The organism is Aurantimonas marianensis (assembly GCF_024195285.1).
In the GTDB taxonomy this organism is placed as follows: Bacteria; Pseudomonadota; Alphaproteobacteria; order Rhizobiales; family Rhizobiaceae; genus Aurantimonas; species Aurantimonas marianensis.
In genome coordinates this window covers 1-12,258 of record NZ_JALHBS010000081.1, presented here as the reverse complement: position 1 = coordinate 12,258, position 12,258 = coordinate 1, and the positions used below count along the sequence as shown (strand labels likewise).

10 protein-coding genes, 1 pseudogene and 1 riboswitch are annotated in these 12,258 nt (G+C 65.9%); of the genes and pseudogenes, 9 read left to right on the top strand and 2 right to left on the bottom strand.

Annotated elements, in window-relative coordinates; all coding sequences use genetic code 11:
• Positions 1–12 precede the first annotated feature (12 nt).
• Together MJ956_RS12985 and MJ956_RS12980 are read right to left on the bottom strand one after the other, a co-directional pair.
• Positions 13–1,473 carry an aldehyde dehydrogenase family protein gene (locus MJ956_RS12985; protein WP_253964963.1) on the bottom strand — a complete coding sequence of 487 codons (1,461 nt, stop codon included), beginning with the start codon at positions 1,471–1,473 and terminating at the stop codon, positions 13–15.
• 202 nt (positions 1,474–1,675) lie between these two features.
• Positions 1,676–2,560: an SMP-30/gluconolactonase/LRE family protein gene (locus MJ956_RS12980; protein ID WP_253964873.1), complete on the bottom strand. Its 885-nt coding sequence runs from the start codon at positions 2,558–2,560 to the stop codon at positions 1,676–1,678.
• Between the two features lie 227 nt (positions 2,561–2,787).
• On the opposite strand from MJ956_RS12980, the gene MJ956_RS12975 reads away from it, so the two are divergent.
• The 9 genes and pseudogenes from MJ956_RS12975 to MJ956_RS12935 form a co-directional block, all read left to right on the top strand.
• Positions 2,788–3,702 (top strand): D-alanyl-D-alanine carboxypeptidase family protein, encoded by a 915-nt coding sequence (locus MJ956_RS12975; protein ID WP_253964872.1) that lies wholly within the window; start codon positions 2,788–2,790, stop codon positions 3,700–3,702.
• Between the two features lie 339 nt (positions 3,703–4,041).
• Complete coding sequence (locus tag MJ956_RS12970) at positions 4,042–5,106, top strand: ABC transporter ATP-binding protein (protein WP_253964871.1); 1,065 nt, start codon at positions 4,042–4,044, stop codon at positions 5,104–5,106.
• Between the two features lie 138 nt (positions 5,107–5,244).
• Complete coding sequence (locus tag MJ956_RS12965; RefSeq protein ID WP_253964870.1) at positions 5,245–6,561, top strand: ABC transporter substrate-binding protein; 1,317 nt, start codon at positions 5,245–5,247, stop codon at positions 6,559–6,561.
• A gap of 123 nt (positions 6,562–6,684) precedes the next feature.
• Positions 6,685–7,617 (top strand): carbohydrate ABC transporter permease, encoded by a 933-nt coding sequence (locus tag MJ956_RS12960; RefSeq protein WP_253964869.1) that lies wholly within the window; start codon positions 6,685–6,687, stop codon positions 7,615–7,617.
• Positions 7,618–7,686: 69 nt separating this feature from the next.
• On the top strand, positions 7,687–8,532 hold the full coding sequence (locus tag MJ956_RS12955) for a carbohydrate ABC transporter permease (RefSeq protein ID WP_253964962.1): 846 nt from the start codon (positions 7,687–7,689) through the stop codon (positions 8,530–8,532).
• Between the two features lie 103 nt (positions 8,533–8,635).
• Positions 8,636–8,753: riboswitch (TPP riboswitch) on the top strand.
• Positions 8,754–8,905: 152 nt separating this feature from the next.
• Positions 8,906–10,735 carry a phosphomethylpyrimidine synthase ThiC gene (gene thiC, locus MJ956_RS12950; RefSeq protein WP_253964868.1) on the top strand — a complete coding sequence of 610 codons (1,830 nt, stop codon included), beginning with the start codon at positions 8,906–8,908 and terminating at the stop codon, positions 10,733–10,735.
• Positions 10,736–10,740: 5 nt separating this feature from the next.
• On the top strand, positions 10,741–11,718 hold the full coding sequence (gene thiO, locus MJ956_RS12945; protein ID WP_253964867.1) for a glycine oxidase ThiO: 978 nt from the start codon (positions 10,741–10,743) through the stop codon (positions 11,716–11,718).
• The gene (gene thiS / locus MJ956_RS12940; protein WP_253964866.1) at positions 11,715–11,912 is read left to right on the top strand and encodes a sulfur carrier protein ThiS; all 198 of its coding nucleotides are present in this window, start codon (positions 11,715–11,717) and stop codon (positions 11,910–11,912) included. The genes thiO and thiS overlap by 4 nt, the downstream gene beginning before the upstream one ends.
• An 11-nt stretch (positions 11,913–11,923) precedes the next feature.
• A pseudogene (locus MJ956_RS12935) lies at positions 11,924–12,258 on the top strand (thiazole synthase); the annotation flags it as partial.

Genomic DNA, 12,258 nt, shown 5'->3' with positions numbered 1-12,258 from the left:
TCCATCTATTCGCTATTCGCCGTGATTGAACACGACCGTCTTCAGCTCCGAAAACTCGTAGAGCGCCTCGAAGCCCTTCTCGCGGCCGTGACCGGATTTCTTGACGCCGCCGAAGGGCAGTTCGATGCCGCCGCCGGCGCCATAGCCGTTGACGTAGACCTGGCCGGCGCGGACCTTTTTGGCCATGCGCATCTGCCGGTCGCCGGCATTCGTCCAGATTCCGGCGACGAGGCCGTAATCGGTGCCGTTGGCGATGCGGACGGCGTCCGCCTCGTCCTCGAAGGTCGTCACGGCGAGCACCGGGCCGAAGACCTCCTCGCGGGCCAGGCGATGTTCGGGCGGCACCAGGCCGAGAACGCGCGGCGCGACATAGAAGCCGCCGGGCGGCGCGTTGGGCGAGATCCGGCCGGTCGCCAGCGTTTCGATACCGGTCTCGGCGGCGTGATCGAGGAAGGACTGGACGCGCGCCTTCTGCCTGGCGCTGACCAGGGCGCCGAGATCGGCGTCTTCGTCATGGGGCGCGGCGACGAGGCTCTCAAACTTTGCCGTCACCCGCTCCAGCACCTGATCGAGGATCGGCTTGTGGACGAGCAGACGGCTGCCGGCCGAGCAGGTCTGGCCGCCATTCTGGACGATCGCGCCGGCGATGAACGGCAAGGCCTTGTCGAGATCGGCGTCGTCGAAGAGGATCTGCGGCGACTTGCCGCCGAGCTCCAAGGTGCAGCCGACATTGTTGATGGCGCAGGCCTGCTGGATCAGCGTGCCGACCTGGGGCGAGCCGGTGAAGGACATGAAGTCGATGCCGGGATGGGCGGCGAGCGCAGCGCCGGCCTTTTCGCCATAGCCGGTGACGAGGTTGATCGCGCCCTCCGGCAGACCGGCCTCGAGCGCCAGCTGGGTCAGGCGGATCGGCGTCAGGCAGGCCTCCTCGGCCGGCTTGATGACCGTGGCGTTGCCCATCGCCAGCGATGCGCCGATGGTCCGGCCGAACATCTGCGCGGGATAGTTCCAGGCGATGATATGGCCGGTGACGCCCTTGGCCTCGCGCAGGGTCATGACCGTGTAGCCGTTCATGAAGGGCAGCGTCTCGCCATGCACCTTGTCGGCGGCGCCGGCGTAGAACTCGAAATAGCGGGCGCAGGCGGTGATGTCCGCCCGCGCCTGCTTCATCGGTTTGCCGCAGTCGAGCGCTTCCAGCTGTGCCAGTTCCTCGGCGTTTTCGGTGATGAGGAGGGAGAATTTCATCAGCAGCCGGCCGCGCTCGACCGCCGAAAGCCGGCCCCAGGCGCCGCGCTCGAAAGCCTCGCGGGCTGCTTTGACGGCGCGATCGACATCGGCTTCGCCGCCGGCAGCGATCGTCGCCACGACTTCCCCGGTCGACGGCGCGATCACGTCGATGGTTTCACGTGAGTCGGCGGCGGACCATCGCCCGGCGATCTGGATGGTCGAACCGCTCGCCGCGTTCTCGAACATGAAATGTCGGTTCACCGTTTCCTCCCTCTTCGCGGCGGCGCGCCACTGCGTCGGCGTCTGCACACCGATTGCCAAGGTCCTCTTACGGCTTCACCGCGCGCGAGGAAAGCCATCCGACGACGACGACGCTGAGCATCCGATCTGAGGTCATCAACCGACGGTCCCGATTGCCGGCGTGAAGCCGCGCCGATTGGTCGGTCCGTCACAGCAGGAGTTTCGGTTCGGGGCGACCGCGAACCGCAAGGTCGATGAGGAAGGTCTTGCCGGCGTTCGGATCGTTCATCCGGGACTTTTCCGACAGCCCGGACCAGGCCGAGGTGACGATCATACGGTCCAGCTTCGGGCCGACGAAGCAGGGGCAGGTGACCTGGCGGGTATCGATCGCGATGGTGCGGATGCGCGTCCCGTCCGGCGAATAGGCGTCGACCGTGCCATTGCCCCAGCGGGCGTTCCAGATGAGGCCGTCGGCGTCGCAGATCGCCCCGTCGAGCCCGCCCTTGCCGCCGCGCTGGTCGAAGAACAGGGCCGGCTCGCCGGTGGGCAAGCCGGTTTGCGAATCGACCGCGACGCGCATCAAACGGTTGACGGCGGTGTCGGTGAAATAGGCGAGGCGGCCGTCGGGCGAAAAGCAGATCGCGTTGGGGATACTGACGTTGGAATAGAGCGTCCGCAGTTCGCCGCCGCGATACCAGTAGATCGCGCCGGCGCCCTTCTCATGCGCCTTGCCCATGGTGCCGATCCACAGCGCGCCGGATGGATGAACGCGGCCGTCATTGGAGCGCGTCGCTTCATTGTCGGCCTCGAGCGGGCGATGCAGCGACAGCTTGCCGGTCGCCGTCTCGCGAATATAGAGACCGTCCTGCGCCGCGATGAGCTGCCGCTCGCCATCGATCACCGCCAGCGCGCTGGCCATGAAAGGCAGCGGGTGGACGGTCGTCTCCGCCGCGTCGCCGCGCTTTTCCAGCAGCGATCGGCCCTCGATGTCGAACCACCAGGCGGTGTCGGTCGCCGGATCGTAGGTGGGGCCCTCGCCCAGCCGGCAGGCGATGTCGGAATAGAGGGCGACGGAAATATCGGCGTCGGTCATCGGCGGTCCTGGCTCCTCGATCGACCACGAGCATGGCCGGTTCGCCCGGTTCTGTCGATGCGAAACGGCGACGCCAACACCCGGCCAGACGTTTCCGGCGCTCGTCGCCGCGGTGTGCCCGCCGCAACACATTGGGTGTTAAACAAGATTCAAGAACGACGGGCTAGTTTGACAGACAGCGCCGCGGCCAACTAGCTCCCGGCAACCCAATCGCGAGCCCCGCCCCCGTGACATCCCGCCTTTTCGCCCGGCCCGGACTTCTCGCCCCCCTGAAAGCGATGCTGTCGGCGATCATGGCGCTGGCGCTCGTCGCCTGCCAGTCGACGGAGTTGACGAGTGCCGGCTTGATGTCGGCGAGCGCCCCACGCGCGGCCAGTTCCCTCGCCAGCGAAGCGGAGATCCGCGGCCAGTCCACATTGGTTCTCGACTACGCCAGCGGGCGTACTCTCCACGAAGAAGCGGCGGACGGATTGCGCTATCCGGCCTCGCTGACCAAGATGATGACGCTGTACCTGCTGTTCGAGGCGATCGGCGAGGGGCGGCTATCGCTCGACAGCGAGCTTGTCGTCAGCGAGAACGCGGCGTCGAAGCCGCCGGCCAAGATCGGCCTCAAGCCCGGAACGACGATCCGCGTCTGCGATGCCGCCCAGGCGATCGCGGTGAAATCCGCCAATGATGTCGCGACGGTCATCGCGGAGAATCTCGGCGGCACGGAAGAAGGTTTCGCGGCGGCGATGACGGCGAAGGCCCGCTCCCTCGGCATGAGCCGGACGCTGTTCGCCAACGCCTCGGGCCTGCCCGATCCGCGCCAGATCTCCACGGCGCGCGACATGGCGACGCTCGGCCGCGCCCTGTTGTCGCGCTTTCCCCACTATGCGCCATTGTTCAGCGTGACCGAGTTCGAATATGGCGGCAGGCGCTTCAAGGCGACGAACAAGCTCCTCGGCAAGGTGGCGGGCGTCGACGGCCTGAAGACCGGCTATATCCGCGATGCCGGCTTCCATCTCGCCGCGACCGCCAAGCGCGGCGGGCGGCGGATCATCGTCGTCGTCATGGGCGGCGAGAAGGGCAGAGACCGAGACGCCAAGGTGATCGCGCTCATCGACGAATATCTTGGCGCCGCAAGGTTCGCCGAGCGCTGACTTCGGCGCGCTGCCGATCGGGCGATGTCCCTTTGTAAGACGTGAAAACCCGCTCCTGCGCCATGGAACCTCGCGGCGCGCCTGCCGTCGCCGCCTTCGCTGACGGGTCGCCGTCCGCTGATGCGCGCCAAGCCACGCGATGCCCTGACGAGACGGCCGCTTCATCGACAGCGGATTCCTCGATCGAAAGACGCGGTGCCCGGGAACAGCCTTGCGAAAGCAGCGCAATCGCGGTTCGCCGGCATTAAAGTATACAAAAACCCTATGCGCCCCGATTGCGTTGTGCCCACGAAGCGGACAGTATGCCGCCGACCAAATGAATCCATTGTGGGGAAGTGAATGGCATCGGTGACGTTCCGGGACGTGCGCAAGTCGTTTGGCCCGGTGGAAGTGCTGCATGGCGTCTCGATCGATATCGACGAGGGGCAGTTCGTCGTTCTGGTAGGGCCGTCGGGCTGTGGGAAATCGACGCTGCTGCGCATGCTCGCGGGGCTGGAAAACATCTCCGCGGGCGAGGTCCTGATCGGTGACCGCGTGGTCAACGCGTTGCCGCCGAAGGACCGCGATATCGCCATGGTTTTCCAGAACTATGCGCTTTACCCGCACATCTCCGTGGCGCAGAACATGGCGTTTTCGCTGATGCTCAAGGGTGCCTCGAAGAGCGAGATCGAAGCGCGGGTCAAGCCGGCCGCCGAAATTCTCGGTCTCACGCATCTGCTCGATCGCTATCCGCGCCAGCTCTCCGGCGGCCAGCGCCAGCGCGTCGCCATGGGCCGGGCGATCGTGCGCGAGCCGCAGGTCTTCCTGTTCGACGAGCCGCTGTCCAACCTCGATGCCAAGCTGCGCGTCTCGATGCGCACCGAGATGAAGAACCTCCACCAGCGCCTGAAGACCACGACGGTCTATGTCACCCACGACCAGATCGAGGCGATGACCATGGCCGACAAGATCGTCGTCATGCACGACGGGATCGTCGAGCAGGTCGGTACGCCGCTCGAGCTCTACGACCATCCCGACAATCTTTTCGTCGCCGGCTTCATCGGCTCGCCCGCGATGAACATGGTGACCGGCGCGACCGATCCCGACGACCGGACGCATTTCGTCACGGGAGACGGATATCGACTGCCGATCGCGCGGCCCGGCAAGGTCGAGCCGGGGCGCGAAACGATCTATGGCGTGCGACCGGAGGGGATGAGTCTCGGCGGTGACGTGCCGCTCAAGGTCGAGGTGGTCGAACCGACGGGCTCCGAGACCCACGTCATCGCCAAGCTTGGCCAGACCGAGATGATCTGCGTCTTCCGTGAGCGCATTTCCGAAGGGCCGGGAGACGAGCTGCGGGTGTCGATCGACCCGAACGCGGTGCATCTGTTCGATGCCAAGTCCGGAGCGCGCGTCTCGGAGTGATCTCAATCGGCACGCGGCTGGCCTAAGGGGCCCGTCGATGCCAACAATGAGAGGCCAAACCAGACAGGCCGTCACGGCAGCGGGAGGCCGCCGACGGAGAGTGCAGGGAGCGCTTCCGCTCAAGAGGAGGAGATAGCAATGACGATCAATCGCAGAACACTTCTACAGGGTACGGCCGCCTTTGCCGCCAGCGCGGCGTTCGGCGGCATGCTCGGCAATAGCCGCGCCTTCGCGCAAGGGGCCATGCCGGACTTCAAGCCGGAAGAGGGCGCCACCCTCAGGCTGCTTCGCTGGGTGCCGTTCGTATCCGGCGAGGAAGAAGCCTGGAACGCCAACACCAAGGCGTTTACCGAGGCGACCGGCGTCGAGGTCCAGATCGACCAGGAAAGCTGGGAAGACGTGCGGCCCAAGGCGGCGGTCGCCGCCAATGTCGGCTCCGGACCGGACATGGTGATGAGCTGGTTCGACGATCCGTTCCAGTATCCCGACAAGCTCGTCGACGTGACCGACGTCGCCACCGCGCTCGGCGAGCAGAGCGGCGGCTGGTACGAGGGCCTCGAAGGCTATGCCAAGCAGGGCGACAAGTTCATCGCCGTGCCGCTGACCGCGATCGGCAACGCCATCTGCTATCGTGACAGCCACATGAAAGCGGCCGGGTTCGACGAATTCCCGCAAGACACGGCCGGCTTCCTGGAGCTTTGCAAGGCGATGCAGGCCAAGGGCACGCCCGCCGGCTTCCCGCACGGCAAGGCCGTCGGCGACGGCAACAACTACGCGCACTGGCTGTTGTGGAGCCATGGCGGCATGACCGTCGACGAAAGCGGCAAGCCGGCGATCGACAGTCCGGAGACCAGGGCAGCGATCGAATACGCCAAGCAACTCTACGCGACCTTCATCCCCGGCACCGAGAGCTGGCTCGACATCAACAACAACCGCGCCTTCCTGGCCGGACAGATCTCGCTGACGGCGAACGGCGTCTCGCTCTACTACGCCGCCAAGAAAGACCCGGCGATGGCGGAGATCGCCGAGGATATGCGCACGACCAACATGCCGATCGGCCCGGTCGGCAAGTCGGTGGAGCTGCATCAGACCTCGACTATCAACGTCTTCAAGCACACCAAATACCCGGAGGCGGCCAAGGCCTATATCGCCTTCATGTACCAGCCCGATCAGATGAACGCCTGGATTCAGGGTGCCAGCGCCTATTGCTGCCAGCCGCTGAAGGCCTTCGCCGACAACCCGATCTGGACTTCGGACCCGATCCACGAGCCCTATTCCAAGGCGTCGGCCAGCTTGCGCCCGAACGGCTTCGCCGGGCCGCTCGGACCCTCGTCGGCCGGCGTGATGGCCGACTATGTGGTCGTCGACATGTTCGCGGAGGCGGTCACCGGTCAACGGACGGCCGATGAGGCGATCGCCAATGCCGAGCGGCGTATCGCGCGCTACTACCGCTGACGAAACGAGGGGCGCCGGCGATTGTCGGCGTCCCTCGGCGTTTTTCGACCATCAAGTCCGCCGCGGCGGACGACAATACGTCCGACCCGACGGGCCGGGTAGCAAAAGAGGAACCAGCAAGCGATGTCGAGCGTCCAGGCGGTAGAGCGCCCATCCATCCTGCGCCGGTTCGTGGAAAGCCGGAACGGTCTCGGCCTTCTGTTCATGCTGCCGGCGGGCGTGTTCCTCTTGTTCTTTCTCACCTATCCGCTGGGCCTCGGCGTCTGGCTGGGCTTCACCGATACGACCATCGGGCGCAACGGCGTCTTTATCGGTCTGGAAAACTACGCCTGGCTGTTCGACGACCCCGTGTTCTGGCTGTCGGTCTACAACACCATCCTTTATACCTTCGTCGCCTCGGTGCTAAAATTCGTGCTCGGCCTCTGGCTGGCGCTGATCCTCAACGAGCATCTGCCGTTCAAGAATTTCTTCCGCGCCGTCATCCTTCTGCCCTGGGTCGTGCCGACGGTGCTGTCTGCCCTGGCCTTCTGGTGGATCTACGATTCGCAGTTCTCGATCATCTCCTGGGTACTGATGGAGTGGGGCTGGATCGACGCGCCGATCAATTTTCTGGGCGATCCGAACAAGGCGCGCGCCTCGGTCATCGCGGCCAATGTCTGGCGCGGCATTCCGTTCGTGGCGATCTCGCTCCTCGCCGGCCTGCAGACGATCCCGCAATCGCTCAACGAGGCCGCGGCGCTCGACGGCGCCACGTCGTGGCAGCGTTTCACCAAGATCACCCTGCCGCTGCTGACGCCGATCATCGCCGTGGTGATGACCTTCTCGGTGTTGTTCACCTTCACTGACTTCCAGCTGATCTACGTCTTGACGCGCGGCGGTCCGGTCAACGCGACCCATTTGATGGCGACGCTCTCGTTCCAGCGCGCCATTCCCGGCGGCCAGCTGGGCGAGGGCGCGGCGATCGCGGTCGCGATGATTCCCTTCCTGCTCGCCGCGATCCTGTTCTCGTTTTTCGGGCTGCAGCGACGCAGATGGCAGCAGGGCGCGGCCGATTGAGGAGATGATCCCGTGAGTCAAGAAACGCTTCCCGGCCGCACCGTCGCCACGCATGACGACACCGAAGGCATGCAGCAGTTCAACACGCTGCCGCGCCGCATCCTCGTGGTCTATCTGCCGCTGGCGGTGTTCGTCTTCGTCCTCTTGTTTCCGTTCTACTGGATGGCGATCACGGCGGTGAAACCGAACCACCAGCTGACCAACTACACCGATTACAGCCCGTTCTGGGTGGTCCAGCCGACGCTGGAGCACATCCGTTTCCTGCTCTTCGAGACCTCCTATCCCGGCTGGCTGTGGAACACGATGCTGGTCTCCGTCGCCTCGACGGCGATCGCGCTGGCGGCCTCCGTCTTCGCCGCCTATGCGATCGAGCGGGTGCGCTTTACCGGCGCGCGGGTGACCGGTCTGTTGATCTTCTTGGCCTATCTGGTGCCGCCGTCGATCCTGTTCATTCCGCTCGCCTTCATCGTTTTCAATGTCGGCATCTTCGATTCGCGACTGGCGCTGATCCTGACCTATCCGACCTTCCTCATCCCGTTCTGCACCTGGCTGCTGATGGGCTATTTCCGCACGATTCCCTTCGAGCTGGAGGAAAGCGCTTTGGTCGATGGGGCGACACGCTGGCAGATTCTGACCAAGGTCGTGCTGCCGCTGGCGGTGCCCGGCCTGATCTCCGCCGGCATCTTCGCCTTCACCCTGTCCTGGAACGAGTTCATCTACGCGCTGACCTTCATCTCCTCGTCGGAGAACAAGACGATCCCGGTCGGCGTGCTGACCGAGCTTGTCAGAGGCGATATCTACGAATGGGGGGCGCTGATGGCCGGGGCGCTGCTCGGCTCGCTCCCCGTGGTCATCCTCTATTCCTTCTTCGTCGACTATTACGTCTCGTCGATGACCGGCGCGGTGAAGGAGTAGGCCGCCCTCCCGGCGCTTTGGCGCCGGGTCCACGGCATCCGGCCATCCGGTGTCCAGGTCGGCTCAGATCGCCGTTGACTTTGGCCGCTGAATTGATAGAGTTCGCTCGTCCAAGGGGAGTTCCGGCAAGGAACTGAGAGGCCGACGGCTCAAGAAGCGCGCGGCGACCCTACGAACCTGATCCAGTTGACACTGGCGTAGGGATGGAGTGAGCCGCTTCCCGATCCGTTCTTGCCTCTGACGACCCCGCCACGATCGCGGCGCGTTCTCTGGTGACGACAATCGGGAAGAGGCATCGGGAAAAACCCCGGTGTGAAAGGCCCAATCTTACCCAAACCGCGGAACTGGATCTCCTCGTCGAACAGGAGAGCCTATGAACGCCCTGACTCCCACCTTGACCGCCCCCACCGTGACCAGCGGCCCGCTGCCGGCATCCCGCAAGATCTGGCGCGCCGGTACGCGCCACCCGGACGTCCGCGTCCCGATGCGCGAAATTTCGGTGCATCCGACGGCCGGCGAGCCGCCCGTCACCGTCTATGATTCCTCCGGCCCCTATACGGACGAGGCGGTCGCGACCGACATCGCCGCCGGCCTTGCCCGCACCCGGCGCGACTGGACGCTGGCGGCCGGAGATGTCGAGGACTATGAGGGCCGCGCCGTTCGGCCGGAGGACAACGGCGTGACCTCCGACGCCAAGCGCGTTCCGGCCTTTCCCGTTGCCCATGCGCCGCTGCGGGCGAAGGACGGCAAGGCCGTCACCCAACTCGCCTATGCCCGAGCCGGCATCGTCACCCCGGAAATGGAGTTCGTCGCGATCCGCGAGAATCTCGGCCGCGAGCAGGCCAAGGCCCAGCTGGAACGGGACGGCCATCCGTTCTCCGCCACGATCCCCGATTTCATCACCCCCGAATGGGTGCGCGACGAGGTCGCCTCGGGCCGGGCGATCATCCCCGCCAACATCAACCATCCCGAACTCGAGCCGATGGCGATCGGGCGCAATTTCCTGGTCAAGATCAACGCCAATATCGGCAATTCGGCCGTGACCTCCTCGATGGCCGAAGAGGTCGAGAAGATGGTCTGGTCGATCCGCTGGGGCGCCGACACCGTCATGGACCTGTCGACGGGGCGCAACATCCACGACATCCGCGAGTGGATCATCCGCAACGCGCCGGTGCCGATCGGCACGGTGCCGCTCTACCAGGCGCTGGAGAAGGTCGACGGGATCGCCGAGAATCTCACCTGGGAGGTCTATCGCGACACGCTGATCGAGCAGGCCGAGCAGGGCGTCGACTATTTCACGATCCATGCCGGCGTGCGGCTGCGGCACATCCCGCTCACCGTCGAGCGGGTCACCGGCATTGTCTCGCGCGGCGGCTCGATCATGGCCAAATGGTGCCTGCATCACCACGAGGAGAGCTTCCTCTACGAGCATTTCGAGGAAATCTGCGACATCTGCCGGATGTACGACGTGTCGTTCTCGCTCGGGGACGGCCTGCGTCCGGGGTCGATCGCCGACGCCAACGACAAGGCGCAGTTCGCCGAACTGGAAACGCTGGGCGAACTGACGCAGATCGCCTGGGGCAAGGACTGCCAGGTGATGATCGAGGGCCCCGGCCATGTGCCGATGCACAAGATCAAGGAAAATGTCGACCTGCAGATGAAGGTCTGCGGCGAGGCGCCGTTCTATACGCTCGGACCCCTGGTGACCGACATCGCCCCGGGCTACGACCACATTACCAGCGGCATCGGTGCCGCCATGATCGGCTGGTTCGGCACGGCGATGCTCTGCTACGTGACGCCGAAGGAGCATCTCGGCCTGCCCGACCGCGACGACGTCAAAATCGGGGTCATCACCTACAAGATCGCAGCCCACGCCGCCGACCTCGCCAAGGGCCACCCGGCCTCGCAGCTGCGCGACGACGCGCTCTCGCGAGCCAGATTCGAGTTCCGCTGGGAGGATCAGTTCAACCTCTCGCTGGATCCGGAGACGGCGCGCTCGCTGCACGACGAGACGCTGCCCAAGGAGGCGCACAAGACGGCGCATTTCTGCTCCATGTGCGGCCCGAAATTCTGCTCCATGAAAATCTCCCACGACATCCGCGCCGAGGCGCAGAAAGAGGGCATGGAGGAGATGGCCCGCAAGTACCGCGCGGGCGGCGATCTCTACATGCCGGCGAACGCGGCCGGCGAGGCGGCGGAGTGAGGGCGATGGAGATCGCGGTTCTCGGCGCCGGCGTCGCTGGGCTCGCCTCAGCCACGGCGCTCGCCGAGCGCGGCGCCTCGGTTACGGTCTTCGAGCGCGGCGCGGCCATCGGCGAAGGCGCAGCGTCGCGTCTCGCCGGCGCCATGCTGGCGCCGTGGTGCGAACGCGAGAGCGCCGAGGCCGAAATGGTTCGGCTCGGCGCCGGCGCCGCCGACTGGTGGGCGGCCCGCGTCCCCGATGTGGCGCGGCAGGGCAGCCTGGTCCTGGCGCCGCCGCGCGACCGGGCGGAGCTCGACCGCTTCGCCCGGCGCACCGAGCATTTCGACCGGGTCGGCGCCGAAGAGATCGCCGAGTTCGAGCCAGACCTCGCAGGACGCGTCCAGGCAGGGCTGCTGTTCGCCAAAGAGGCGCATCTGTGCCCGCGCTGCGCCTTGAAGGCGTTGGCCCGGCGGCTGGAAGGGATGGGGGTCGCATTCCATTTCGGAGAGGACGGGCGCGCTGCGTCCGCGAGCTTCGAAACGGTCATCGATTGCCGTGGCTTTGCCGCCCGCGAGGCCTTGCCCGAGCTGCGCGGCGTGCGCGGCGAGATGGTGCTGCTGCGCACGGCGGAGGTGATGCTGTCGCGGCCGGTCCGTCTCCTGCATCCGCGCCAGCCGATCTATGTCGTGCCGCGCGGGGGCGGCATCTTCATGGTCGGCGCGACGATGATCGAGAGCGAAAACCGGGGGGCGATCACCCTGCGCTCGGCGGTCGAGCTCTTGTCGGCCGCCTACGCCCTGCACCCGGCCTTCGCTGAGGCCGAGATCCTCGAGACCGGCGTCGGGATTCGGCCGGCCTTCCCCGACAATCTGCCGCGGGTGACGCGGCAGGGACGGGTGATCTCGGTCAACGGTCTTTACCGCCATGGCTTTCTGCTGGCGCCGGACGTCGCGGGGCGGGCCGCCGATCTCGCCCTCGGCAAGAGCGGGAGGCAAGCCGCATGACGATCAAGCTGAACGGCGAGGCGCGCGAGGTCGCGGCGACGACCCTTGCGACGCTGCTGGTCGAACTCGGGCTGGCGGACGCGGTCGTCGCCACCGCGCGCAATCGCGATTTCGTGGCGAAGGAAGACCGGCCGGCGACGCCGGTCGTCGACGGCGATGCGATCGAGATCGTCGCGCCCATGCAGGGAGGTTAGGAGTCTTGTCGATGGAGTTCTACGGACGCAGTTACGCCTCGCGGCTGATGCTCGGCACCGCGCTCTATCCCTCGCCGGCGGTCATGGCCGAAGCCGTCAGGGCCTCGGGGGCCGAGATCGTCACGGTATCGCTGCGGCGAGAGAGCGCAAATGCCCAGGCTGGGCAGGGTTTCTGGGACCTGATCCGCGATCTCGGCGTTCAGGTGCTGCCGAATACGGCTGGCTGCCATACGGTGAAGGAAGCCGTGACGACCGCGCGGATGGGCCGAGAGATCTTCGGCACGACGCTGGTCCAGCTCGAGGTCATCGGCGAGGCCGACACGCTGCAGCCCGACCTCTTCGGGCT

Excerpts from the sequence above, each read along its gene's own strand:
- thiC (WP_253964868.1), top strand. The coding sequence starts at position 8,906 with ATGAACGCCCTGACTCCCACCTTGACCGCCCCCACCGTGACCAGCGGC.
- thiS (WP_253964866.1), top strand. The coding sequence starts at position 11,715 with ATGACGATCAAGCTGAACGGCGAGGCGCGCGAGGTCGCGGCGACGACC.
- MJ956_RS12985 (WP_253964963.1), bottom strand. The coding sequence starts at position 1,473 with ATGTTCGAGAACGCGGCGAGCGGTTCGACCATCCAGATCGCCGGGCGA.
- MJ956_RS12980 (WP_253964873.1), bottom strand. The coding sequence starts at position 2,560 with ATGACCGACGCCGATATTTCCGTCGCCCTCTATTCCGACATCGCCTGC.
- thiO (WP_253964867.1), top strand. The coding sequence starts at position 10,741 with ATGGAGATCGCGGTTCTCGGCGCCGGCGTCGCTGGGCTCGCCTCAGCC.
- MJ956_RS12960 (WP_253964869.1), top strand. The coding sequence starts at position 6,685 with ATGTCGAGCGTCCAGGCGGTAGAGCGCCCATCCATCCTGCGCCGGTTC.
- MJ956_RS12955 (WP_253964962.1), top strand. The coding sequence starts at position 7,687 with ATGCAGCAGTTCAACACGCTGCCGCGCCGCATCCTCGTGGTCTATCTG.
- MJ956_RS12970 (WP_253964871.1), top strand. The coding sequence starts at position 4,042 with ATGGCATCGGTGACGTTCCGGGACGTGCGCAAGTCGTTTGGCCCGGTG.
- MJ956_RS12965 (WP_253964870.1), top strand. The coding sequence starts at position 5,245 with ATGACGATCAATCGCAGAACACTTCTACAGGGTACGGCCGCCTTTGCC.